The 24,458-nt window shown below is 64.8% G+C and carries 21 protein-coding genes; 11 read left to right on the top strand and 10 right to left on the bottom strand.

The genetic code is table 11. The annotated features are described in order from the left end of the window. The first annotated feature begins 34 nt into the window (after nucleotides 1-34). A complete protein-coding gene (locus D4Q52_RS03360) occupies nucleotides 35-349 on the top strand; it encodes a c-type cytochrome (RefSeq protein WP_119855111.1) in 315 nt (104 codons plus the stop codon). On the opposite strand, the gene D4Q52_RS03355 is transcribed toward D4Q52_RS03360, so the two are convergent. Genes D4Q52_RS03355 through D4Q52_RS03345 form a run of 3 tightly spaced genes read right to left on the bottom strand, consistent with a single transcriptional unit; the run spans nucleotide 312 to nucleotide 3,413 of the window. Next, a complete protein-coding gene (locus D4Q52_RS03355) occupies nucleotides 312-1,481 on the bottom strand; it encodes an ABC-type transport auxiliary lipoprotein family protein (protein WP_119855110.1) in 1,170 nt (389 codons plus the stop codon). The two genes, D4Q52_RS03360 and D4Q52_RS03355, sit on opposite strands and share 38 nt — an antisense overlap. Nucleotides 1,482-1,488: 7 nt before the next feature. Then, the gene (locus D4Q52_RS03350; protein ID WP_119855109.1) at nucleotides 1,489-2,268 is read right to left on the bottom strand and encodes an ABC transporter ATP-binding protein; all 780 of its coding nucleotides are present in this window, start codon (nucleotides 2,266-2,268) and stop codon (nucleotides 1,489-1,491) included. A 2-nt stretch (nucleotides 2,269-2,270) separates the two neighbouring features. Continuing rightward, nucleotides 2,271-3,413, bottom strand: coding sequence for an ABC transporter permease (locus tag D4Q52_RS03345; protein WP_119855108.1), 1,143 nt, complete (start codon nucleotides 3,411-3,413; stop codon nucleotides 2,271-2,273). Between the two features lie 168 nt (nucleotides 3,414-3,581). Here D4Q52_RS03345 and D4Q52_RS03340 point away from each other — a divergent pair, with 168 nt between their 5' ends. Further along, nucleotides 3,582-3,992 (top strand): hypothetical protein, encoded by a 411-nt coding sequence (locus D4Q52_RS03340; RefSeq protein WP_119855158.1) that lies wholly within the window; start codon nucleotides 3,582-3,584, stop codon nucleotides 3,990-3,992. A gap of 38 nt (nucleotides 3,993-4,030) precedes the next feature. Here the strand turns inward: D4Q52_RS03340 and D4Q52_RS03335 are convergent, their stop codons facing one another. Then, nucleotides 4,031-6,754, bottom strand: a complete 2,724-nt coding sequence (locus D4Q52_RS03335; RefSeq protein WP_119855107.1) for a bifunctional acetate--CoA ligase family protein/GNAT family N-acetyltransferase — start codon at nucleotides 6,752-6,754, stop codon at nucleotides 4,031-4,033. A 154-nt stretch (nucleotides 6,755-6,908) separates the two neighbouring features. Then, nucleotides 6,909-7,340: a CBS domain-containing protein gene (locus D4Q52_RS03330; protein WP_182915220.1), complete on the bottom strand. Its 432-nt coding sequence runs from the start codon at nucleotides 7,338-7,340 to the stop codon at nucleotides 6,909-6,911. Between the two features lie 224 nt (nucleotides 7,341-7,564). On the opposite strand from D4Q52_RS03330, the gene D4Q52_RS03325 reads away from it, so the two are divergent. Then, the gene (locus tag D4Q52_RS03325; RefSeq protein ID WP_119855106.1) at nucleotides 7,565-9,121 is read left to right on the top strand and encodes an AAA family ATPase; all 1,557 of its coding nucleotides are present in this window, start codon (nucleotides 7,565-7,567) and stop codon (nucleotides 9,119-9,121) included. On the opposite strand, the gene D4Q52_RS03320 is transcribed toward D4Q52_RS03325, so the two are convergent. Both D4Q52_RS03320 and D4Q52_RS03315 read right to left on the bottom strand, forming a co-directional pair. After that, nucleotides 9,112-10,878, bottom strand: coding sequence for a PHA/PHB synthase family protein (locus tag D4Q52_RS03320; RefSeq protein WP_119855105.1), 1,767 nt, complete (start codon nucleotides 10,876-10,878; stop codon nucleotides 9,112-9,114). The genes D4Q52_RS03325 and D4Q52_RS03320 overlap by 10 nt on opposite strands. 253 nt (nucleotides 10,879-11,131) lie before the next feature. Continuing rightward, nucleotides 11,132-11,962, bottom strand: a complete 831-nt coding sequence (locus tag D4Q52_RS03315) for a universal stress protein (RefSeq protein WP_119855104.1) — start codon at nucleotides 11,960-11,962, stop codon at nucleotides 11,132-11,134. 175 nt (nucleotides 11,963-12,137) lie between these two features. Between D4Q52_RS03315 and D4Q52_RS03310 the strand changes: the two genes are divergently transcribed. The 8 genes from D4Q52_RS03310 (at nucleotide 12,138) to D4Q52_RS03275 (ending at nucleotide 19,409) form a co-directional block, all read left to right on the top strand. After that, nucleotides 12,138-12,971 carry a universal stress protein gene (locus D4Q52_RS03310; RefSeq protein ID WP_119855103.1) on the top strand — a complete coding sequence of 278 codons (834 nt, stop codon included), beginning with the start codon at nucleotides 12,138-12,140 and terminating at the stop codon, nucleotides 12,969-12,971. Nucleotides 12,972-13,039: 68 nt separating this feature from the next. Further along, nucleotides 13,040-13,771, top strand: a complete 732-nt coding sequence (locus D4Q52_RS03305) for a CBS domain-containing protein (RefSeq protein WP_119855102.1) — start codon at nucleotides 13,040-13,042, stop codon at nucleotides 13,769-13,771. A 155-nt stretch (nucleotides 13,772-13,926) separates the two neighbouring features. Continuing rightward, a complete protein-coding gene (fixL, locus tag D4Q52_RS03300) occupies nucleotides 13,927-15,453 on the top strand; it encodes a sensor protein FixL (protein WP_119855101.1) in 1,527 nt (508 codons plus the stop codon). After that, nucleotides 15,443-16,060, top strand: a complete 618-nt coding sequence (fixJ, locus tag D4Q52_RS03295) for a response regulator FixJ (protein WP_119855100.1) — start codon at nucleotides 15,443-15,445, stop codon at nucleotides 16,058-16,060. The genes fixL and fixJ overlap by 11 nt, the downstream gene beginning before the upstream one ends. 95 nt (nucleotides 16,061-16,155) lie before the next feature. Further along, nucleotides 16,156-16,563 carry a response regulator gene (locus D4Q52_RS03290; RefSeq protein ID WP_119855099.1) on the top strand — a complete coding sequence of 136 codons (408 nt, stop codon included), beginning with the start codon at nucleotides 16,156-16,158 and terminating at the stop codon, nucleotides 16,561-16,563. 175 nt (nucleotides 16,564-16,738) lie between these two features. Beyond that, nucleotides 16,739-17,428 (top strand): helix-turn-helix domain-containing protein, encoded by a 690-nt coding sequence (locus D4Q52_RS03285; RefSeq protein WP_054164172.1) that lies wholly within the window; start codon nucleotides 16,739-16,741, stop codon nucleotides 17,426-17,428. Between the two features lie 320 nt (nucleotides 17,429-17,748). Beyond that, nucleotides 17,749-19,056, top strand: a complete 1,308-nt coding sequence (locus D4Q52_RS03280; protein ID WP_119855098.1) for an O-acetylhomoserine aminocarboxypropyltransferase/cysteine synthase family protein — start codon at nucleotides 17,749-17,751, stop codon at nucleotides 19,054-19,056. A gap of 62 nt (nucleotides 19,057-19,118) precedes the next feature. Continuing rightward, on the top strand, nucleotides 19,119-19,409 hold the full coding sequence (locus D4Q52_RS03275; protein WP_119855097.1) for a hypothetical protein: 291 nt from the start codon (nucleotides 19,119-19,121) through the stop codon (nucleotides 19,407-19,409). A 180-nt stretch (nucleotides 19,410-19,589) separates the two neighbouring features. Here the strand turns inward: D4Q52_RS03275 and D4Q52_RS03270 are convergent, their stop codons facing one another. From D4Q52_RS03270 to D4Q52_RS03260, 3 genes are read right to left on the bottom strand one after another with little or no spacing between them, the layout of a single operon-like run. Next, nucleotides 19,590-20,951 carry an NADH-quinone oxidoreductase subunit N gene (locus tag D4Q52_RS03270; RefSeq protein WP_119855096.1) on the bottom strand — a complete coding sequence of 454 codons (1,362 nt, stop codon included), beginning with the start codon at nucleotides 20,949-20,951 and terminating at the stop codon, nucleotides 19,590-19,592. 10 nt (nucleotides 20,952-20,961) lie between these two features. After that, nucleotides 20,962-22,404, bottom strand: a complete 1,443-nt coding sequence (locus tag D4Q52_RS03265; RefSeq protein ID WP_119855095.1) for a complex I subunit 4 family protein — start codon at nucleotides 22,402-22,404, stop codon at nucleotides 20,962-20,964. Next, a complete protein-coding gene (locus tag D4Q52_RS03260; protein ID WP_119855094.1) occupies nucleotides 22,395-24,458 on the bottom strand; it encodes an NADH-quinone oxidoreductase subunit L in 2,064 nt (687 codons plus the stop codon). Before D4Q52_RS03260 ends, D4Q52_RS03265 begins: the two co-directional genes overlap by 10 nt.

The following is a 24,458-nucleotide window of genomic DNA, read 5'->3' as shown; positions in this document are numbered from 1 at the left end:
CTCGAAGAGGTCGCCTCCTGTGATCGAGCGTCTGATGCGAATCATTGCCGCTTGGATGTCCGCAACGCTCCTGACGGTGAGTTCGGCGTCGGCGATGACTCGTGCGGAGCATCGTGGCTTCGCATTTGCGAAGGCCCACTGCGCCAAGTGCCATGCGATCGGCCGCAGCGATACCAGTCGGCTGAAGCCGGCGCCGCCATTTCGTACTCTGCACACCCGCTATCCGGTCGAGACCCTGGCGGAGGCCTTCGCGGAAGGCATCTACACCGGCCATTCGAAAATGCCGGAGTTCGAACTCGATCCGGACCAGATCAACGACCTTTTGTCGTACCTGAAGACACTGGACTGAGCGGCTTCGCGTCGCCCGAACTTCCCGCCAAGGTATTCACGGTCCATGGAATTAGCTCCTTGGCGACCGTGTCGAACGATGCATCGAACGCCTTGACGGCCGCCGCCGGCTCGGGCTTCTCGAGCTTCACGGCATGCTGAAACAACCGCGCCGCGACTATCTTGCCGGCCTTGTCGATGATCTTTGCGCCGAAGCTCACGTCGGCCACAGGATCCGCTTCTCCCGTCACCTGAAAGTTTCGAATATCGATCAGCAGCTGGTAGTCCGGGGTCACCGCATCGTTGGGCCGCAGCGGCGGATGAGCGATGTCGTAGTTCTCGAAGCTCTGGATCAGCTTCTCCTGCACCATTTTGGGGATGCTGTCGCTCCACTGCGCACCAGCGAAGGCCGGCAGATCCAGGTTGGGCGCGACCAGCATCTTCTGGCTGTCGAACAGCACCACCGTGGTCGGCTCCGGAATGGTGAGTTGACCCCGGGGTGCGCCGGTCGGGGCTGAGAACCCGGACGCAGGCTGCAGGTCGTACACGACCTTCTTGACCACCGGCTCGTTGGCGCCGGTCATCCGTTCGACGCCTCCGAGAATGCCATCAAGTGCCCCGGTTTTGCTGGAGAGCCATTCCGAGAAGGTCTTCAGATTGCCGATGGTGTCCTTGAGTGGCTGAGCATTTTCGCCGAGCACGGTGTCGACCTTGCGTAGCGCCTCGCGCGCGGCCTGGGTCATGCTGAGGCCAGCCCCCGGCTCGGCGACCAGCGTGGTGGCGATGGCGGAGCCGGTGAGATCCTTGCCGCCTTCCAGCGCCACCACCGGCACGCCGGTCAGCCCCTGGAAGTCGAGCCCGACCTTGGTGTCCGGCCGCACCGGCGTATCCGTGGCGACGGCGATAGTCGCATTCACGCGGCGCGGATCGTCGGTCGCCAGACTCAGCGCCGTGACCTCGCCGACGCGAATGCCGTTGAACAGCACCGCGGCGCCGACCAGCAGCCCGGGGACCGGATCGCGGAACTGGATGTGATAGCTGGTGCGCGCCCCGATGCCGCTGGTGTTGTGCAGCCAGAACACAAAGCCGAACACCGCCAGGATGGCTGCGAGCACGAACGCACCGACGACGACAAAGGGAGCTCGGGTTTCCATGGGCGTCCTAGTCCTGCTTAGGCTGCAGCATCGCCGAGCGCTTGCCATGGCAATAGGCGCGCACCCATGGATGCTCGGATTGCAGCAAATCGTGCATCGGGCCGATCGCGACGATCTTGCCGTCGGCCAGCGCCGCGACGCGGTCGCAGACCACGTTGAGACTGGCGAGATCGTGCGTCACCATGAATACGGTGAGCCCCAGCGTGGTCTGCAGCGTCTTGATCAGTTGGTCGAAGTCGCCGGCCGCGATCGGATCGAGGCCGGAGGTCGGCTCATCGAGAAACACGATGCCGGGATCGAGCGCCAGCGCGCGGGCCAGCGCGACACGCTTGGTCATGCCGCCGGACAGCTGCGCCGGGTATTTGTCCCAGTCGTCGGGGCCGAGGCCCACCATCTCGAGCTTGGCGGTGGCGATCTCATCCTGCAGCTTTTCCGACATGGTGAGGATCTCACGCAGGGGAAACTGCACATTCTGCCGTGCCGTCAGCGACGAGAACAGCGCGCCCTGCTGAAACAGAATGCCCCAGGTCGCCGCCACGGACGCGCCAGCCTGTCCAAATCCGCGATCGGTCGTTCGCCCCATCACTTCGATATGGCCGCTTTGCCTGGGGATCAGCCCGATGATGGTGCGCATCAGCACCGACTTGCCACCGCCGGAGGCACCAACGAGACCCAGAATCTCACCGCGGCGCACGTCGAGCGATAGATGATCGAGCACAATCTGACGGCCGAAGCCGACCACGAGGTCGGAGACGCGGATGGCGTAAAGTTCGGCGAGCGCGTCCATCGTCACATCCCGATCGATGCGAAGAACACGGCGAACAGACCGTCGAGCACGATCACCAGAAAGATCGACTTCACCACCGAGGTGGTGGTCTGCAAGCCGAGCGACTCGGCGCTGCCCTGAACCCGCAGGCCCTCGCTGCAGGCGACGATGCCGATCACCAGCGCCATGAACGGCGCCTTCCACATCCCGACTTCGAAGCTGTTGAGCGACACCGCCTCGTGCAGCCGGGCGATATACACGGCCGGCAGCATGCCGCCGTAGAACCACGCCGTCAGCAGGCCGCCATACAGCGCCGCCATCGAACCGATGAAGGTCAGGATCGGCAGCGCGATCACCAGCGCGATGATCCGCGGCAGGATCAGCACCTCCACCGGGTCGAGCCCCATGGTGGACAGCGCGTCGATCTCCTCGCGCATTTTCATCGAGCCGAGCTCGGCCGTGTAGGCGCTGCCGGAACGGCCCGCCACCATGATGGCGACGATCAGCACGCCGATCTCGCGCAGCACCAGAATGCCGACCATGTCGACGACATACGATTCGGCGCCGAACTTGCGGAAGTGGAAGATGCCCTGTTGGGCGATGATGGCGCCGATCAGGAAGGTGATCAGCACCACGATCGGGATCGCCTGCCAGCCGACCCGGTAGACCTGGTAGGTCAGTGACGTCAGGCGTAGCGACCGCGGCCGCCGCAGCACCCCGAGCAGCGCCATTGCCAGCGCGCCCAGCATGTCGAGGAACACCGAGAGGTCCTGGGTGGCGCTGTAGGCGGAACGGCCGAGCTGATCGAGCCGCGCGATGATCGGATTGACCGCGGGCCGCGGCGTCGGTTCGCGGCGGTTGACCTGACGTACTTCCTCGATCAACCCCGCATAGCGATCGCCGACGCCGACGAACAAAGCGGTACGCCCCGCCTGCGCGGCCTCGCGCGAGACCTTCTCGAGCAGCCACGCTCCGACCGTGTCGATCTCGGCAACGTCGCTCAAGTCGATCTTGAGCGACCTTGCGGCGGCAACCTGTGAGGCGATCCCGGCGAACAGCCGCTCCAGCGCGGCCGAATGAGTTGCAATCCACGCACCGCCCGGATGCAATTCGAGCACGTCGCCATCAGTCGCGGTGTTCAATACGGGCGCAGGACTCACGGCCATTCTGCCCCGATCTCCAACGCCGTCATGTCCTGCTCCGATACGAATCGACCGCAGCCGCGCGGTCTCTCGAGACGACAGCTTGCGTCGCGACCAGCGATTGATGCAAATCAATTATGGCATCGGACCGCTGCGTAAGCTTTGCGCAACGAGGACGACAGGATCGATCCGATGACCAAGGGCTCTCCGTCCGCTATTCTCAACACATCGCTGCCCGCTCGCTTCCGCCAGATTCGGCTCGAACTTGCGCGCGAGCCCGGGCACCCGGAAGGCGCGTCGCAGATCGCCTATGTGATTGTCGCGCCGCTGGACGAGAACGACCACATCGACGCGGAGACCTGGCGCAGCCATCGCGAGGCCTGCCGCGTCGCGCGGCAACGGCCGCAGCAGGCCGACAGCCTTGGTCATCTGGTCCATCGCCCCGGCGGTTCGTGGGCGTTTCAGTACGACGCCGATGCGGCGATACCGGATGAGACCGGGTATCATTTTGGCGACGAGCGTTTCGTGCAGGGCGAATACGTGTCGATCCGCGAAGAAGGCGACATGCATACGTTCCGCGTCGTGTCGGTCAGCCGGCTGTAGCAGCTTCCCGTCGGCTTCCACGCCAGACGTTTGCCCGGTCAGGCCTGCGCCGCGGCGCGAGCCGTTTCGTCGGTCAGCGCCAGCGTCACGTTCAGGATGTCCGGCTCGGAGGGATCCGCCTTGACGTCGAAGCCGAGGTGGCGGCACATCCGCAGCATCGCCATGTTCTCGCGCAGCACCTGGCCGCAGACGTATTTCAGCCCTTCGGCACGCGCATACTCGATGATCAGCTTCATCAGCGCCCATCCCAGACCCTTGCCCTTGAGATCGGAGCGCAGCAGAATTGCGTATTCGCCGCTCTCGTAGATCGAGTCCGAGTGAATGCGCACCACGCCGAGCGTCTCGCCGGTGGCCTCGTCGATCGCGATAAACGCCATGGCACGGGCATAGTCGATCTGGGTGAGGCGGGCGATGAAGGCGTGGCTGAACTCCTTCATTGCCGCGAAGAACCGCAGCCGCAGATCCTCCGGCGTGACGTGCTTGAGAAAGGCGTGAATCGCCGGCTCGTCGTCGGGCCGTAGCGGTCGCGCCAGCACGCGCCAGCCGTCCTTTAACTGCAGATGACGCTCCCATTGCGACGGATACGGCTTCACCGCAAAGGTGGTGTTGCCAAGACCGGCGAATTTGCGCTGCGCCGGGCGAACCATGACCCGTGCATCGATCACCACCACGCCGCTCTCATCGGCCAGCAGAGGATTGATGTCGAGCTCGTGGATTTCGGGAAAGTCCGCCGCCATCTGCGACAGCTTGACCAGCGTCAGCGCCACCACCCCTTCCTTGACGGCTGGCACGTCACGATAGGCTTGCAGCAGCTTCGAGACGCGGGTGCGGGCGATCAGCGAATTGGCGAGCGGCAGGTCGAGCGGCGGCAGGGCCAGCGAGCGGTCGTCGATGATCTCGACGCCAGTGCCGCCGTGACCGAAGGCGATCACCGGTCCGAAGGTGGGATCGTCCGCGATGCCGACGGTGAGCTCCCGCGCCTTCGGGCGGATGATCATCGGCTGCACAATGACGCCGTCGATCCGCGCGGTCGGGCGCAGTTTCGCTGCCCGGCCAAGTATCTCGACAACCGCCGAACGCACCGCCTCTGCGCTGGTGAGGTTCAGAACGACACCGCCGACGTCGGATTTGTGCGTGATGTCGCGCGACATCACCTTGACCACCACGGTGACGCCCTGAGCCAGAAACGGCTCGGCCCACGCCACCGCGGCGTCGGCATTCGGCGCCGCGAGTGTCGGCACCATCGGGATCTGATAGGCCGCGAGCAGCGCGCCGACCTCGATCGGATCGAGCCACGACCGTCCTTCCCGAAGCGCCTTCTCGATCACCAGTCGGGCCGCCTCGGTGTCCGGATCGAACTCCTTTGGCAGGCTCGGCGGCACTTCGGTGAGAAGCTGCGCCGCCTCACGGTAGCGCACCAAATTCATGATGCTGCGGACGGCGTCGTCCTCGGTGGGGTAGTTCGGAATTCCAGCGGCGTCGAACGCGTGGGCGATAGATTCTTCGGCACCGACCCAAACGGCGAACACCGGCTTGAAGAAGGTTCGGCGCGCGCGCTCTTCTCCAGCCAGCCGGATCACCGCCTTGGCGATCTCGCTGGGTGACGCCATCGCGGTCTGGACGTTCATCACCAGCACTGCGTCATTGTCCGGGTCGGCAAGCAGTATCGACAACGCCGTCGCGTAGCGCTCGGCGTCGGCGTCGCCGGTGATATCGACGGGGTTGGAGCCCGACCAGCTCGGCGGCATCGTGGCGTTGAGCTTGTCGCAAACCTCCTTCGACAGCGTCGCCGGGATGCCGCCGAGTTCGGCGAGCCGATCGACGGCCAGCACGCCGATGCCACCTCCATTGGTGAGGATCGCGACGCGCTTGCCGCGTGGGGCGCTGACGCGGCCGAGCGTCTCGGCGCAATCGAACAATTCGCGCAGATCGAACACCCGCAGCATGCCGGCGCGGCGGAACGCGGCGTCATACACCGCATCCGCCCCGGCAAACGCGCCGGTGTGGGTCTCCGCGGCCTGGGCGCCGTGAGCCAGGCGTCCCGACTTCACCACGACCACCGGCTTGACGCGCGCCGCGGCGCGGGCCGCTGACATGAACTTGCGGGCGTCGGTGATCGCCTCGATGTAGAGCAGGATCGCACGGGTCTCGAGATCGGCCGCGTAGTAGTCGAGCATGTCGGCGATGTCGACGTCGAGCTGATCGCCGATCGATACGATGCCCGAGAAGCCGATGTCCTTGACGGCCGCCCAGTCCACCATGCCGGCCGCGATGGCTCCCGATTGCGAGATCAGCGCCAGGTGCCCCCGGCGCGGCATATGGGCCGCAAAGCTGGCGTTGAGGTTTGAGGATGGCACCATCAGACCGAGACAATTCGGGCCGATCAGCCGAATGCCCGATTTGCGCGCGGCCGCGTTCGCCGCCTCCGCGTAGGAGCCTTTGCCCCGGCCCATTTCGGCGCTGATGATGATCGCGCCGGCCACCCCTCGTTCGCCGGCGTCGGCGACGATTCTGGCCACGAAGCGCGACGGCGCGGTGATGACAATCAAGTCCGGCACGAACGGCAGATCCGCAAGCGTGCGGACGGTCGTGAACCCGCCGATTTCTGCATAGCGTGGATTGACCACGCCGATCTCGCCCTTGAAGCCGGCGCTGCGTAGATTTTCGAGGACGGCGCGACCGAGCGATGCCGGACGCGGGCTGGCGCCGACCACCGCCACTGCAGCAGGCGCCAACAGACTGCTCAATCGGTAAGTCGACATCTGACCTCGGCACCGGGCGCCGGAGGCCTGCATCTGCGGTTGGAATCCCGACGCCCGCAAACTATGTAGTACAGATACGCGTGGGTTTCCAATTCTCCTCGCCGCGACTGAGCGCCGCGACGATGCTGGCGCTGCGAGGATGCTGGCGCTGCGACTATCGCGCCGCCTTGGTGAAACTGGCCAGCGCCTTGATGACGTCCTCGCGAGAGATGATGCCGTCGAGCTTCCGGTCGTCTTCCAACACCGGAATGCTGCGCGTTTGGTGCTCGACCATCAATTGCAGCACGCGAGTCAGTTTGGTGTCGGCACGAACATAGATGAAGTCGGGCGTCATGATGTCACCGATGGTGCGGTTCATCAGATCGTCGTAATGCGGCAGCATCTGCGTCGGATGGAACGCGAAGCATCGCAGGAAGTCGTATTTGGTCACCAAGCCGATCGCGCGAGCATTTTCGACCACCGGATAGGCATTGTAGTCGTCGCGTTCGAATTGGTCTTCAAGCTCGCGCATCGTCATGTCCCGCGACACGGATTTCACCGAGCGGGTCATGTGGTCGGCAACGGTTGCCTCGAGAAATTTATACAAGAGCAGATTCCAATCGCCTGCGCGTCACGTCGGGCGAACAAATATACACACACACCTGCTACTCGCCCTTTCGGGCAAATTGACCGCAGCTTTGCGGAATTAAATTGATCAAGGTCAATCGGCTGCGGTTTTCCCGGACGACTTGTGACCCAGGTTAAAAAGCGCGCAAAATGCGATGCGATCCTGATCCGTCATTCGACGGTCCGCTGTTGTCTGGTTCCGCCATGAATGATCCAATCTTCGTTTCCGAGCGCGCTCGCCAGGAAGAGGTCTTTCGTTTCATCGCGGCCTCTGCGAGCCATGGCGGCGCCCCGGTCAAGCGGATCGATACGCACGGCGCCGCCGTATTTCTGGTGGGTGACCGCGCATTGAAGATCAAGCGGGCCGTCCGGTTTCCCTTTCTCGACTATTCGACCCTGGCGCGTCGCAAGGCGGCCTGCGATCAGGAACTCGAAGTCAATCGCCGCTTCGCGCCGCAAATCTATCACCGTGTCGTGCCGATCACGCGCTCTGCCGAGGGAAAGCTCGAGATCGGCGGCGCAGGGAAACCGCTCGAGTGGGCGGTCGAAATGCAACGCTTCGACGAAAGCCGCACCGTCGACCACCTGGCGAGCGAGCGGCCGCTCGCCTCCGATCTGGTCGACGCGATTGCGGACGCCATCACTGCGTCTCATGCCGCCGCCCCGAAAGCCGACACCGCGACCTGGATCGCATCGCTGTTGCCGATCATCGACGACAACACGTCAGCCTTCAAAGCCGCGAACTTCCCGGCCGACGCGGTTGCTGCGCTCGACGGCGCCACCAGATCCGCCTTCGAACACGCCCGTCCCTTGCTCGAGCAACGCGGCGCGCAGGGCTTCGTGCGCTGGTGTCACGGCGATCTGCACCTCGCCAACATCGTGCTGATCGATGACCGCCCCGTGCTGTTCGACGCGATCGAATTCGATCCGGCGTTCGCCTCTGTCGATGTGCTGTACGATCTCACTTTTCCGATGATGGACCTGCTCCATCATGGCCGCAGCGAGGCTGCGGCGGAATTGCTGAACCGCTATCTCGTCACCGGCGAGGATGCCCATCTCGATGCTCTCGGCACGCTTCCTTTGCTGATGTCGCTACGCGCCGCTGTCCGTGCCAAGGTGACACTGTCGCGGGTCAGCAATGACAGCGAAGCGGCGCGGCGCCATCGATGCACCGCGGAGTCCTATTTTGCACTTGCCGGGCGGCTCATCGCGCCGCCGCCGGCGCGCCTGATCGCAGTCGGCGGCTTGTCCGGGACCGGCAAATCGATGCTTGCGCGGGCGCTCGCGGGGCGCGTGCCGCCCCTACCAGGCGCCGTGGTCCTACGCTCCGACGTGATCCGCAAGCAGCTGTTCAATGCCGCCGAAACCGAGCGGCTGCCCGTCAAGGCCTATGCTCCGGAAGCGACCGCCGAAGTCTATCGTCGCCTCGGCGAGCGCGCCGCCCGCGTGTTGGCACAGGGGCATTCGGCGATCGTCGACGCGGTGTTTGCAAAGGCCGACGAGCGCGCCGCAATCGCTGCCGCGGCTCGCGTGACGAGCGTCGACATCGCCGGACTTTATCTGGTCGCAGATCTGCAAACCCGGATTGCCCGGGTCGCGACCCGCGTCGACGACGCCTCCGACGCCACGCCGGAGATTGTCCGCCAGCAGCAGGCGTACGATACGGGCACGATCGAGTGGATCACGATCGACGCCTCGGGATCGCCCGAACAGACGTTCAACCGCGCCGTTTCGGCGTTGAAGCTCCGCGATCAGCGCTGAAGCACGTAGTCCCCTGGCGCATCCGGTAGCGCTGCAGGGTTGGCGTCGGGCAGTCCCATGCGCGGCGGGAGCGCCGCATCACCGGACCGTGCCGCGAGCCAATGCACCCACTCGGTCCACCACGAGCCCTCGGCGTGCGGTGCCTCCGCGAGCCAGACATCGGGCCCGACATACGGACCATCGGCCTCCTTCACCATCACCTGATAACCCCGTGCTGTCGGTGACGGAGGCGAAACGATACCGGCATTATGGCCGCCACCGGTGAGGCAAAAGGTGATTTCAGCGTCTGCCAGCAAATGGATCTTGTAGGTCGAGCGCCACGGCGCGACATGGTCACGCACGGTGCCGACCACGAAGATCGGGGTGTGAATGTCGGACAGGGCAATCGCCTTGCCTTCGACGATATAGCGGCCTTCGGCAAGGTCGTTGTTAAGGAACAGCTTGCGCAAATACTCGGAATGCATCCGGTAAGGCATCCGGGTCGCGTCTGCGTTCCACGCCATCAAATCGTTGGACGTGGAACGCTCGCCCATCAGATATTCCCGGACCATCCGCGACCACACAAGGTCGTTCGACCGCAGAATCTGAAACGCACCGGCCATCTGCGTGGTGTCAAGCACGCCCCGCTTCCACATCACGTCTTCCAGGAACGCCACCTGGCTCTCATTGATGAACAGCGTAAGCTCGCCGGCTTCGGTGAAGTCCGTCTGCGCCGCGAACAGCGTGATCGACTTCAGGCGGTCGTCGCCGTCGCGCGACATCGCGGCCGCGGCGATCGACAGCAACGTGCCGCCAAGGCAATAGCCGGCCGCATGAACCCGCTGGCCCGGCACGATCGCCCCGACCGTATCGAGCGCAGCCATGACTCCAAGTCGCCGATAGTCGTCCAGAGAGACATCGCGCTCCTTCGCGGTCGGATTTCGCCACGACACCATGAAAACGGTGAAGCCCTGCTCGGTCAGGTACTTGACCAGCGAATTGTGGGGCGACAGATCGAGGATATAGTATTTCATGATCCAGGCCGGCACGATCAGGATCGGCTCCGGGCGGACTTCGCTGGTCGCCGGCGCGTACTGGATCAACTCGATCAGATCATTGCTGTACACCACCTTGCCGGGCGTCACCGCGACGTCGCGCCCGACCTGAAAGTCCGCGTTCGGCTCGACCTCGTTGGAGACGGTGTGCAGCAGATCTTCCCACCAATTATGTAGTCCGGCCGAAACATTGCGGCCTGCAGTGGCCAGCGTCTGTTGGATGACCTCCGGATTGGTGGCGGCGAAGTTCGACGGGGCGAACACGTCGAGCATTTGACGCGTGGCGAATTCGACAATCTTTTCGTTCTGCCGCGACACGCCGCGGTTGCCGGTGGTGGCGCCGTGCCACCACTCCTCGGCCAGCAAAAAACTCTGCGCCATCAGGTTGAAGGGAGCCTGCCGCCATTCAGGCGCGCTGAAGCGGCGATCCTGCGGCTGTGGGGCGATCAGTGACCACGGTGCCGCAGGAAACAGCGCTGCTTCCGTCAACCGCGATGCGCGTCCCAGCGCGTCATGCGCGAGCTCGAGCCGGCGTGCCGGCGACCAGAACAGATGCGACCACCAGTCGGCGTAGGAAAGCAACAAGGCGGTCGGCGACAGCCCACCCGTCAGCGGTGCCAGGGTCGCGTGCAAGGCGCGATCACTGTCACGCGCACGGGATGTCGTGACCGGCTGCGACGAAGGAGGCTCGATGGAGCTTCCTTGGACCTGTTTTTGCAGCATCTTCGCCTCATCTGATTGCACGTCGATTCGACGTGAAAGTCGTACTGGCGCTGGCGGCGCTCCGCCGTCGACAAATAGGATGATGGCAGCGTCATCGCATTGTCATGCGCCAGTGACGTGCAGACGGCCTTGCTCGACGGTTAAAGCAGGTGGACCAAAGGTATGTACGACCTTCCATGGCATGTGCCGGTCGCGTCCGCCGCTCTCAATCCGGTATTCTAAGAGGCCATCTTGTTGCCGCCGCCCGACGACTTCATCGCGCCAGGAAGGCACAACGCTCCGTCTGCTCCAGCAGGTGCTGAGTGACGCCGCCGAGAATCCATTCCCTAAATCGTGAATGACCATATGCGCCAGCAATGATGACACCTGCTCCTGCGTGGTGGGCCACCCGCTCGAGCTGCGCGGACACGTCGCCGACTTCGGCCGGGACTTCGGCGACGGCATGGATGTGATGTCGCGACAACCAGTCGGCGACGTCATGCACCCCCGCCAACGCCTCGCTCCGATCGCCGTCTTCCTCGACGATCTCGACGACGGTTACGCAACTCGCCTGACGCAGCAGCGGCAGCGCGTCGACCACCACGCGGCGGGCTTCGGGATTGTCTTTCCATGCCACCATCACGCTCGACAGATCGACCCGCGAAATGCCTGCCGGTACGACCAGCAACGGACGGCCGACGCGCATCACCAGGTCGGCTGGATCGGCTTCCGTGAAAGGATCCGTGAGCTGCCCGGCACCGCCGCTACCCATCACCACGACGTCGGCCGCGCGGGCCTGCTGCACGATGTATCTCGCCGGCTGAGCGATCGAGCACCGCCAATGCAATTCGCGGGCGTGACCACGCATCGCGTCTCGAAACTCGGTTTCAAGCTCCGCAAGCCGGCGTCGGACCGCCGCCCTGCCCTGCTCCAGCAACCGCTCGGCGACGTCACCCGACGTATAGTAAAGCGGTGGGGTGAGATCGGACGCGGCGACTCCGATCAGCCGAGCCTCGAACCGCTCGGCCAGTTCCCGCGCGATTCCCAAGGGACCCGCATTCGGCTGATCGCACGACAGAGCGACCATCACGGTCGAATACGGCATCGCCACCTCCCCTGTTCCGGCGCCCTGATGTGACGCCAGACCGGACACCCTTGTTGCTGCAGTTGAGCGATGTTTGTCCGACACGACGGTGCGACACGATGAGCTAGATCAAGGTATCACCGCCCAAGCCGGATAAAGTTCGCGACAACGCACCATACGTGATCGGGGCTTTTCCATGCTGAACGATGTCGTCGTGCACATTCCAGCCGACCGGCCGGCAGACGGGCTCGTCGACTGCGCGGTCTCGGTCGCCCAGACGTTCGAGGCGCATCTGGACGGCTTCGTCTGCACCTATCAGCCGATCAATCCGGCCATCGTGGTCGGGGCTTCGACCGCGTACTATGCGGCCGTCAACCAGTACAACACCGACAATGACGAAGCCGCGGCCCGGCTCGACCAGTTCGAGATCACGGCACGCGGCGCGGGCATCACTCACGGCGCTCGCAGCGTCTGCGATACGCCGGTGCTGGCGAACGAATCGCTGTCGGAAATCTCTCGGCTATACGATCTCAGCATCGTGCCGCAGCCGGATCGCGCCAAGCCGGGCCACCAGGATCCGCTGCCGGAGAGCATCTTGTTCAACTCCGGCAAGCCGATGCTGATGGTGCCTTACATCCACAAGGGACCGCTGTGTCTGGACCGCGTGCCGATCTGCTGGGACGGTAGCCGGCCCGCCGCACGCGCCGTGCAGGACGCCATGCCGTTCCTGCGCCGCGCCAAAACTATCGACATCCTGGCAGTGAACGAAGACGCCCAGGACATCGGCCAGGCCACCACCGCCGCGCTGGTGGCGCATCTGCTGCGCCACGACCTCGCTGCCGCCGCGCACCACTTCACGGCCCCGCCCGGCAACGTTCACAACACGATCCTGTCGATGGCCGCAGACAGCGGCGCCGACCTGCTGGTGATGGGCGGCTATGGCCATTCACGACTGCGCGAATTCATTCTCGGCGGTGTTACCCGCGGCATCTTCAAGTCGCTGACGCTGCCGGCCCTGATCTCGCACTGAACACCGCCGTCCGCATCGCGGGCGGCATTCTTCGAAGGCGGCACCGATGTGCCGGAGGGGATTGCGACATGCGTGCAAGTCAGATCATGACGTCACCGGTGGTGACGATCAGTCCGGAAGCCTCGATCGTCGAGGCGGCGAATGCGATGCTCGACCACCACGTCAGCGGCCTGCCGGTCCTGGACGGATACGACCGGCTGGTCGGGATCATCTCGGAAGGCGACTTCATCCGCCGCGCCGAACTCGGCACCCAGCACAAGCGCGGCCGCTGGCTGCGGATGCTGCTCGGTCCGAGCACCTGCGCTGATGATTTCGTCCACGAGCACGGCCGCAAGGTCGGCGAAGTCATGACCCACCACCCGCACACGATCACCGAAGATACGCCGGTCGAGACAATCGTGCGCACAATGGAAAAGCATCACGTCAAACGATTGCCCGTGATGCGAGGCGACAGGCTGGTCGGCATCGTCACCCGCAAGAACCTGCTGCGCGCGGTCGCCCAGCTCGCCCGCGAAATTCCGGACCCATCGACCGCTGACGACAAGATCCGGGACAGGATCATCGCGGAAATCGAACGCAACGACTGGCGCCCGTTTGGGCTCAGCGTCGTAGTGCGCGACGGCGTGGTCCATCTCAACGGCGTGATCACCGAGGAGAGTTCGCGGCAGGCGGTGATCGTCGTCGCCGAGAATGTCTGCGGGGTCAAAGAGGTGCACGATCATTTGTGCTGGGTTGATACAATGTCGGGCTTCTATCTCAATTCGCCCGAGGACGACCGTTCCGCCAAGAAGACGGCTTGAGAGCCACGCGTCTCCGCGCTCCGGGACTTGACACCCTCAACCGATGCGGCAAACCAAAGGCGTTTGCCCATCGGTTTTTTGCTGCGCCATAGCGTCCGTTGCGGATCAGAACACCTGTATGATAAGACCAATCCTATAAGTTCCGAAGGTACTGCGTGACCGATCAAGCTCAATCATCGGAGGCCCTTGCGCGCGACCGCCGGCTGCAGCAGGGCATCGATCAATACGGTGTGGGGAGCTGGGAGCTCAATCTCGCCACCCGGGAATTATCGTGGTCGGTGACGGCTCGGCGCCTGTTCGGGGTTGCCCCGGATGCGCCGGTGAATTTCGATACGTTTCTGTCGCTGATCGATCTGGAGGACCGTGAGCGCGTCGCGCAGGCAATCCAGCGCGCGATCGATCATGGTGACAACCTCGACTTGATGTATCGGGTCGCGGACCGCCAGCCGAGCCACTGGCTGCGCTCGCGTGGCGGCCTGGTCAAGGAAGACGGCGGTGCCGGCTATCTGTGCGGCATCGTGCTTGACGTCGATCAACAGAAGGTGCTCGAACAGGAATTACGGCTGCAGCAGAGCCAGCTTCGCTCGATTCTCGACACCGTGCCGGACGCGATGATCCTGATCGATGGCCGCGGCATCATGCGTTTCTTCTCGAGCGCCGCCGAGCGGATGTTCGGACTGACGGAAAAGGAAGCGATCGGCCAGAACATCAGCATCCTGATGCCGCGACCGGACGCCACCCGCCACGACAACTACATCAGCCGCTACAACTCCACCGGCGAGCGACACATCATCGGCATCGGGCGCATCGTTACCGGCCAGCGCAAGAACGGTTCGACGTTCCCGATCCACTTGTCGATCGGCGAAATGGAATCCGGCGGCGAGCGCTACTTCACCGGCTTCATTCGTGACCTCACCGAGTATCAGCAGACCCAGGCGCGGCTGCATGAATTGCAGGCCGAGCTGGTGCACGTCTCGCGGCTGACTGCGATGGGCGAGATGGCGTCGGCGCTGGCGCACGAGCTCAACCAGCCGCTGTCAGCGATCAGCAACTACATGAAGGGCTCGCGCCGCCTGCTCGCCGGCAGCCGCGATCCCAATACGTCGAAGATCGAAAATGCGATGGAGCGCGCCGCCGAGCAGGCGTTGCGTGCCGGCCAGATCATCCGCCGGCTGCGCGACTTCGTCGCCCGCGGCGAATCCGAAAAGCGCGTCGAGAGCCTCGCCAAACTGGTGGAGGAAGCCGGCGCCCTGGGCCTCACCGGTGCCCGCGAGCAGGGCGTGGTGTTGCGATTCCGGATGGACCCCTCGAACGATTCGGTACTGGTCGATCGCGTGCAGATCCAGCAGGTAATGGTCAATCTGTTCCGCAACGCGCTGGAGGCGATGTCGAATGCGCCGCGCAAGGAGCTGTCGATCTCGAACACGCGGGTCGCCGACGACATGATCGAGGTCACCGTCTCGGACACCGGTGCCGGCATCCCGGACGACATCAAGGCGAAGTTGTTTCAAACCTTTTTCACCACCAAGGACACCGGAATGGGCGTTGGACTGTCGATCAGTCGCTCGATCATCGAAGCCCATGGCGGGCGGATGTGGGCGGAGACCAACAGCGCGGGCGGCGCAACTTTTCGTTTTACGCTGCCGATCGCACCGGGCGAGGACCTGAACGATGGCGCGTAAAGGCATTGTCTATGTGATCGACGACGACCAGGCGATGCGGGAGTCGATCGACTTTCTTCTCGCCGCCGCCGACTACGACGTCCGCTTGTTCGAATCCGCCGCCGCGTTTCTGGACTCGCTGAGCGAAATCGCGTTCGGCTGCGTGCTATCCGACGTCCGGATGCCGGGCATCGACGGGCTCGATTTGTTGAAGCGGCTGAAGGCCGGGCGCAGCCGGCTGCCGGTGGTGATCATGACCGGCCACGGCGACGTACCACTGGCGGTCGAGGCGATGAAGCTCGGTGCGATCGACTTCATCGAGAAGCCGTTCGACGACGACCGACTGATCGGCCTGATCGAGACCGCGTTGAAGCAGGCCGTCGATGAAGCCCGCACCGAGGCGCTGTCGCAGGATATTGTCGCACGGATCCAGTCGCTCAGTCCGCGCGAACGCCAGGTGATGGACGGACTGATCGCCGGCATGTCCAACAAGGTGATCGCCCGCGAATTCGACATCAGTCCGCGCACCATCGAGGTGTATCGCGCCAACGTCATGACCAAGATGCAGGCGTCCAGCTTGTCGGAACTCGTCCGGATGGCGATGCGCGGCGGCGTCATCAAGGATTGAAGCGTTTGAGGCAGATCAATCTGCCACTGGTGATCGCAGCTATCTTTCCGCGCATGAAGTTTACTACAGCCGGGCTGGGTGCGTAGGAGCAAGTGATGAGCTGCGCGCCCGCAAAAATTGTTGTTTACGTTGTCGACGACGATCAGGGCGTGCTCGGATCGCTGCGGTTCCTGCTGGAAACAGACGGTTTCGAGGTTCGTACCTTTCGCAGCGGACCGGCGCTGCTCGACTCGCTGGGCGACGGCCGCGCAGACTGCATCGTGATCGATTACAAGATGCCGGGAATGAACGGCGTCGATCTCGCGCAGCGGTTGCGTGACCTGAAGGTCGAAACCCCGGTGCTGATGATCACCGGCTACCCGGACGAAACCATCTCCAGCCGTGCTGCCGCCGTAGGCGTCCGCCATGTCGTGTTGAAGCCGCATCTGGAAGAAAGCCTCGCGTTCCACATCCGCGACGCCCTTCAGAATGCCGCAGCACCGGCTTATACCCCCACAGCCTAAGCTCCTAAGCCACTGATTCGATTGATTGCCCCCCGGACGACCGGCGCGGATCGGCGGCCCAGCTCCGTAAAACCACTTAGGGAACCCACCCTAAGATAAGGGGCGAAATATTCGCCCCCTGAGTTCTTCACTACAACAACGCCATCCGATCCAGATACCCGCAGGAGATGGCAAAATGCTGAACCAGTCGCTTAGGGCCCCGACCGTCGCTAAGGCTCCGGTGGACCCTTCCCGTTCACCGGCTGATCAGTTCTTTGCAACCACCGGTCACGCCGGACTGATCGCCTCCGAATTCACCTATAAGAAAGAAGAGGAAATCTACGGCGAGGATGAGCCATCCGAGTACGTCTACCAGGTCGTGTCCGGCGCCGTCCGCAGCTACAAGCTCCTCTCCGATGGCCGCCGCCAGATCGGCGCCTTCTATCTTCCGGGTGACGTGTTCGGGCTGGAGTCGGGACCGACCCACCGCCTCACCGCCGAAGCGATCGTCGACACCACCGTCCGCCTGCTGAAGCGTCGCAGCCTCGAACAGGCCGCCGCCACCGACGTCCACGTCGCCCGCAGCCTGTGGTCGATGACCGCCGGCGAGCTGCGCCACGCCGAAGACCACATGCTGTTGCTCGGTCGCAAGAACGCAATGGAGCGAGTGGCCAACTTCCTGCTGGAGATGGATCGCCGCCTCGCGGTCGCCGGCATGATGGCTCTGCCGATGTGCCGCCGCGACATCGGCGACTATCTCGGCCTCACTCTCGAAACCGTGTCGCGCGCGCTGTCGCAGCTGCAGAGCCAGGGCATCCTCGGCTTTTCCGGCGCCCGCCAGATCGAACTGCGCAACCGCCAACAACTTCGCAATCTGGACGCGTAACGCGCTCACCTTGTTCGGATCGGATCGAGAGTGCCGGCCCTCGCGGGTCGGCACTTTTCGTTTGAGGAGAGGTCAGAAGAGCGGGCCGAGTTCGCGGGGTGGACTGCGCGAAAGAGGAGTAAGCTCAGAAGATTTTTCTCTCACGAACTCATTTCATGGGAGAACGAACGCGTCGCCCACGTGCGTTTCGCCAGTTCGCAGATTTTTATTTCCCATACTTGATTGACTTGGCGGCCCCTGCCCGACCTGATGGACGTCCCGGTGAACCTCTGCGCGGACACGCAGCGGCGGTTCGCCCTCATCGTCGCAGGGATTTTGCCATGACCGAGAAGCTTCACCCCGAGACCCTCGCGCTGCATGCCGGCTGGCGCGCCGATCCGTCGACCGGCTCGGTCGCCGTGCCGATCTTTCAAACCACGTCGTACCAGTTCAACAACACCGAGCACGCTGCGAATCTGTTTGCGCTGAAGGAGCTCGGCAACATCTACACCCGCATCGGTAACCCGACCACCGACGTGCTGGAGAAGCGCGTCGCGGCGCTGGAAGGCGGCGTCGCTGCGCTCGCCGTTGCTTCAGGTCAGGCCGCCTCGGCGTTCGCGCTGCAAAATCTCGCGCGCGCCGGCGACAACGTCGTCAGCTCGACCGACCTCTATGGCGGCACCTGGAATCTGTTCGCCAACACGCTGAAGGACCAGGGCATCGAAGTCCGCTTTGTCGATCCGTCCGATCCGGACGCGTTCGAGCGCGCCACCGACGATCGCACCCGCGCCTACTACGCCGAGACGCTGCCGAATCCCAAGCTTGCGGTGTTCCCGATCGCCGAAGTCGCCGCAATCGGCCGCAAGTTCGGCATCCCGCTGATCGTCGACAACACCGCGGCGCCGCTGCTGGTGAAGCCGCTTGAACACGGCGCCGCCATCGTCGTGTATTCGGCGACCAAATATCTCGGCGGCCACGGCACCTCGATCGGCGGCCTGATCGTCGACGGCGGCAATTTCGACTGGGAGAAGTTTCCGCAGCGGCAGCCGGCCCTGAACACACCCGACGCCAGCTATCACGGCGCGGTTTGGGTCGAGGCCGTGAAGCCGCTCGGACCAATCGCCTACATCATCAAGGCTCGCACGACGCTGTTGCGCGATCTCGGCGCCGCGCTGTCGCCGTTCAACGCGTTCCAGATCCTGCAAGGACTGGAGACGCTGCCGCTGCGGATTGAACGACACGTGCAGAACGCCCAGGCGGTCGCCGACTATCTTTCGACCCGCCCGGAAGTCACCAAGGTGATCCACCCCTCGAAACAGAGCGGCATCGCCCGTGAACGAGCCGACAAATATCTGAAAGGCAAGTTCGGCGGCCTGGTCGGCTTCGAACTCGCCGGTGGCCTCGAGGCCGGGCGCAAGTTCATCGACGCGCTGCAGCTGCTCTACCACGTCGCCAATATCGGCGACGCCCGCAGCCTGGCGATTCACCCGGCGACCACCACACACTCCCAGCTGTCGACCGAAGACCAGCTCGCGACCGGCGTCTCGGACGGCTATGTGCGGCTCTCGATCGGCCTTGAGCACATCGACGACATCATCGTCGATCTTGAACGCGGCCTTGCGGCAGGACGCCTCGCCCGCGCCGCCTAAGGAACCTCGCTGCCTGCCTCCGGTTGTCGCCGAACAGTGTTCGATGACTGACCGGAGGCGACATGCAGAAGATCACGGGCGAATTTTCCACCAGACGGGCCGCCGAACTTGCGGTCGAGCGTTTGGTGCAGGAACACGGTGTCGACCGCAAGCAGGTCGTCGTGCAGGCCCGCGGCCAGGACAACAGCGCCGGCACCAAACCCGCCGGCGCGGACCGCGAGAGCGGCCACCCGGGCGAGGAGAAGCACGGCGATCCGGAATTGAACGACGTGATCGAAGTCTCGGTCTCCGGCGGCGATGCCAGCGTGATCAAAGCCGCGATGAAGGATGCCGGCGCGAGTTCGGTGAGCTGAAGCCGTTCATGATGCCATTGAACCAATCCGACACTCGCTGAAGGCATTTTTCGTCTCCACACGTCATGCCCGGCCTTGTGCCGGGCATCCACGCCTTGCTGACGGAAATCAAGAAAAGGCGTGGGAGAGAAGGCGTGGATGGCCGGGACAAGCCCGGCCATGACGAAGAAGCAGCAGCCGTCACGGGGTGATCCCCGGCAGTAATCCGATCAACATCATCGGCGCAACGCCGAACAACAGGATTAGCGCGCAACAGATGACCAGTAGACCACGGTCGAGTGCAGGTAGCGGCTCGGCTTCCTGAGGGCACTTGCCGACCAGTGGCGCCGTAAAGAATCGCGCGTAGTAGAAGAAGCCCAGCGACGAGCCGGCGACGACGATAGCCAGCAGCGTCCACAAGCCGCCGTCGACCAGTACGCGCAGCAGATACAGCTTCGCGATGAATCCGCCGGCGACGGGTAGACCGGCGAGTGATAGCATCGACAGCGACAGCGCGATCGCTTGCAGCGGCCGCCGCTTCACCAGCCCGTGCAGATCGGGCAGCGTCGGCGCGTGGCCGAGCAGCCCGGCGACACACAACGCAGCCAGCATCGCCGGCGCATAGGCGCCGAGATAGAACAGCGCCGCCTCGCCGGCGAGCGGCTGCCCCGATGCCAGGATCAGCGCGACATAGCCTGAGTGTGCGATAGTCGAATAGCCGAGCATGCGCTGCAATTGCTTCTGCCGCAGCGCCAGCAGATTGCCGACAATCACGGATGCGGCGCCAAGTGCCGCAAGCCCGCTGCTCCACACCGGCTCCGGCAGATGCGCGGTGAGCACCAAGCGCAGGATGACGATGGTCATCGCGGCTTTCGACACAACGCCGGCCAGCACCGCGGCGCTGGCCGGCGATGCCTCGAACGCATCAGGCGTCCACATATGGAACGGCACCAGCGAAAACTTGAAGCCGAGCCCGGCGAGCAGCAGCGCGGTGCCGAGCGCCGCCAGCGCGCCGTGGCCGGTCCAGCCGGCGAAATCGAGCGCGCCGGTCTCCGCGTAGATCAGCGCGACGCCGAGCAGCAGCGCCGATGACGCCAGCCCGCTCATCACCAGAAACTTGTAGGCGGCCTCCAGCCCCTGCCGTGACAGCCGATAGGCGAACAGCGCGATCAGCGACAGGCTGACGATCTCGATGCCGAGAAACAGCGTCGCGGCATGGCCAGCGCCCGCAAGCGTCACCGCGCCGATCGCCACCAGCACCAGCAGCGACGGCGCTTCCTTGGCCGGATGGCCGGTGCGCAGAAACACCAGTGCACCGAGCGAAGCCAGGCAGATGTAGACGATGCCGAATCGCGCGATCGCATCGTCGGTGAACAGCGCGCCCGTGGGCGCCGCCGGCGCGCCGATGCGGACCAGCACCAGCGCCCCGGCCGCAGCAAGTCCCGCGGCGGCGGCGGCCTGCGCGGCTTCGATGCGCGCCAATGGCACCAGCATCATCGCCGCGATGGCGGCGACGGCCAGCACGATGAGCGGCAAAAGCGCGGCGAACTGGGCTGCGGTCATGGTGCGGCGATCACGGCGTGTGCGGCAGCGCGGCCTTGATGGCCGGCTCGAGCAGCGCCAGCAGGCTCTGCGGGTAGAGGCCAATCACCAACGTGGCGAGACCCATCACCACCACAGGCGCGTACTCGCGCCAGCTCAGATCGGCGAGCGGCCCGGCCGGCTTCGGCAGACCGAACACCAGTCCCTTCAGCAGCCGCGTCGCGTAGATCACCGAGACGATCAGCGTCGACAGCGCCAGCAGCGCGAACACCCAGTTGACCTGGAAGATGCCGACCACCACCAGCGCCTCGCCGACGAAATTCGCCGTGCCGGGCAGCGCCAGCAGCGCCGAGCAGAACAGCGCGAACGCCGCGGCGAATTTCGGCGCGACCTGCTGCAGGCCCCCGAGCTGGCGCAGGTCGCGCGTATGCGTGCGCTCGTACAGCGCGCCGATCAGCAGAAACAGCGCTGAAGCGGAGAACGAATGCGCGATCATCTCCACGGCGGCACCGGCCATCGCGTAGTGTACGCCGGCCGAGATACCCATCAGCACGATCGCCATGTGGGCGATCGACGTGTAGGCGACCAGCCGCTTGGCGTCGTTCTGGCCGCAGGCGACGAGGCCACCATACAGCGCACCGGCCGCGCCGAGCGCGATGCCGTAGGGCGCGACGGCGGCGAGGCCGTCCGGAAACAGCATCGGGGCGAAACGGAATAGGCCATAAGCACCGGTCTTCAGCAGAATGCCGGCGAGCAGGATCGAGCCGGCGGTCGGCGCCAGCGTGTGCGCCTCCGGCAGCCAGGCGTGGAACGGCGGCACCGACAGCTTGACCATGAAGGCGAGCGAGAAGCCGAGCAGCATCCACACCTGCGCGGAGGTGGAGAGCTTCATCTCGGCGAGTTCGAAGGCGCTGAAGGTCATGTGATCGGCCATCGCCGCAAGCGCGAATGACGCCGCCAAGAGGCCAAAGCCGGCGACCGCGTTGAAGATCAGGAATTTCAGCGCCGCGCCTTCCTTGTCGCCATGGCCCCATACGGCGATCAGCATGAAAGCCGGCACCAGCATCGCCTCCCAGAAGAACGCGAAGATCAGAAGGTCGAACGAGATGAAGACGCCGACGGTCGCCGCCACGGTCCAGCACAGGCTGGCGTGAAACAGGCCGGATTGCGTCCGGATCTCCGACCACGATGCCATCACCGAGATGATGCCGAGCCCGGCCGCGATGGCGATCAGTGCCGCCGACAGCCCGTCCAACGCAAAGTCGAGCGCGATGCCGAACGACGGCACCCACGGATAGCTGACCTTGGCATACCAACGCCCCTCCGGCGCAGCGGCGACGATCGCGACCAGCAGCACCAGCATCAGCGCGAAGGTCGCGATCGACACCCAGCGTTCGCGTTCGCTTTTGCCGGCGACCAGGAATGCGACGAGGCCACCAAAGGCCGGCAGCAGGATGAGCGCAATCAGCGCCATGATGTCCCCCAGGCAAATAACAATAGCGCGGCGCAGCCGAGCGCTATCCACAGTGAATGATCGCGGACGCGGCCGGTCTGCACCCGGCGCGCCTGCGCCCAGGCGAGCTCGAAGCTGCCCGCAAAGCCCATCCAGGCGCGGTCGATCGCATCGGGTCGAAACCGCGCGACGAAGCCGCTGACGAACAGCCGCGCCGCGGCGACGACGAATCGGCCGACCGGATCGCCCGACACCAGCCGCACCACCGGCGTTTGGCCTTCGGTCGCCCGCGTCAGAAAATCGCTCGGCACCGCTGGCGCTCTGTCTCTTGCCAACAGATCGTCCGCCGGCAGGCCGGGCACCTCGACGCCCTCGCGGCGTAGCTCCGCGGCGCGCGCGAAGGCTTCGGTGCCCTCAGCATTGCCGAGCACGCTGGCGACGCGGCGGAAGCGACGGACGATGTAGTAGTAGTACAACACGTCGACGCGGAAGATGCGGACGTGGCGCAGCCGATGCGCGACGCGTTCGAGTTCGCGCGGATGCCGCACCAATTGCCGCGCCAGCCCCACGCCGAGGATCGGCGCCGCGGCACCGAGCAGTGTCGGCAGCAGCGGAAGATGATCCGGCGTGCCACCCGTGAAGCCGATCAGCGCGCCGACCGACAGGCCGCCGACCACCGCGACGGCGGTGAGCACGACCAGCGGAATCATCACCGCCGCTCCACCCCAAGGCGGCGCGGCGAGATCGGCGGACTGACTGCCGGCGACGAACACAACACGAAACGCGTAGGCGCCGGTCAGCATCGCGGCGGTCGCGGCGAGCAACCACAGCGGCACGCCCCACGGCCCGCTGCTCCACACCGCGGCGAGCACCGCTTCTTTCGAGTACCAGCCGGCAGTGATCACCGGCAGGCCGGCGAGAGAAGCAGCGCCGATCGCGAAGGTCCAGAACGCCCAGGGCTGGCGATAGCGCGCCCCGCGCAGCGCTTCGATCGCGGTCGAGCCGCCGGAGGCGTGACTCATCACGCCAGCACTGAGAAACAGCAGCGACTTGAACGCCGCATGGATGGCGAAATGCGCCAGCGCCACCGCCGGCGCGCCGAGCCCGAGCGCCAACACCATGAAGCCGATCTGGCTCATCGTCGAGAACGCCAGCAGCTTCTTCACATCAGTCTGGATCACCGCGATCAGCGCGCCGCCCGCCGCGGTGACGATGCCGAGCATCGCCACCATCGCGGAGATTTCTGGCGCAGCCGCGAAAAGCGGGGCGAGTCGCGCCAGCAGGATCACGCCGGCCGCCACCATGGTGGCGGAATGCAGCAGGGCCGACACCGGCGTCGGGCCGGCCATCGCGCTCGGCAGCCAGGTGTGAAACGGAAACTGCGCCGATTTGCCGAGCGCTCCGAGCGCGATCAGGCCGGCAACGGCCGCCAACCGCCACGAGTCCATCGTCGGGACCACAGCCAGCATGCCGTCGAGCCGCGTGGTGCCGGCGGGCAGAAATAGCAGCATCAGGCCGGCGAGCAGCAGGCTGTCGGCGATGCGCGTGGTGATCAGCGCCTTGCGGCCGGCCGCGACGGCTTTGGGCAACTGATCGTAGAATGCGATCAGCATGAAGCTGCACAGCCCGATGGTTTCCCAGCCGAGGAACAACAGGATCACATCCCCGGCGAACACCACCGCCAGCATGCCGGCGAGAAACAGGTTCATCACCGCGAAGAAGCGGCGCAAATCCGGCACCGGCTCGGACGCCATGTAGGCGCCTGAGTAAATCAGCACCAGCGCGCCGACCAGCACCACGGTGCCGCCGGTCACCATGCTGAGCGGGTCCATCGACATCGCGATCTGCGCGACGAACACGCCGGTGTCGATCGACAGGATCGGCACGACCGCGCCTGCCACGCAGCCGCCGTCGAGGCAGCTCAGCGCCACCGGCACGAACAGCAACGCCGGCAGCACTGCGGCGCCGACGCCGAGCGCGATCACCGCCGCACGCGACAGCCCGATCGGCAGCAGCGACAACACGATGAAGCCGAGCAGCGCCGGAGCCGGGACGAAGGGAAGCAGATGCGCCAT

The sequence above is a fragment of the Rhodopseudomonas palustris genome (assembly GCF_003591005.1).
Lineage (GTDB): Bacteria > Pseudomonadota > Alphaproteobacteria > Rhizobiales > Xanthobacteraceae > Rhodopseudomonas > Rhodopseudomonas palustris_K.
This window is presented reverse-complemented; position numbering and strand designations above follow the sequence as displayed.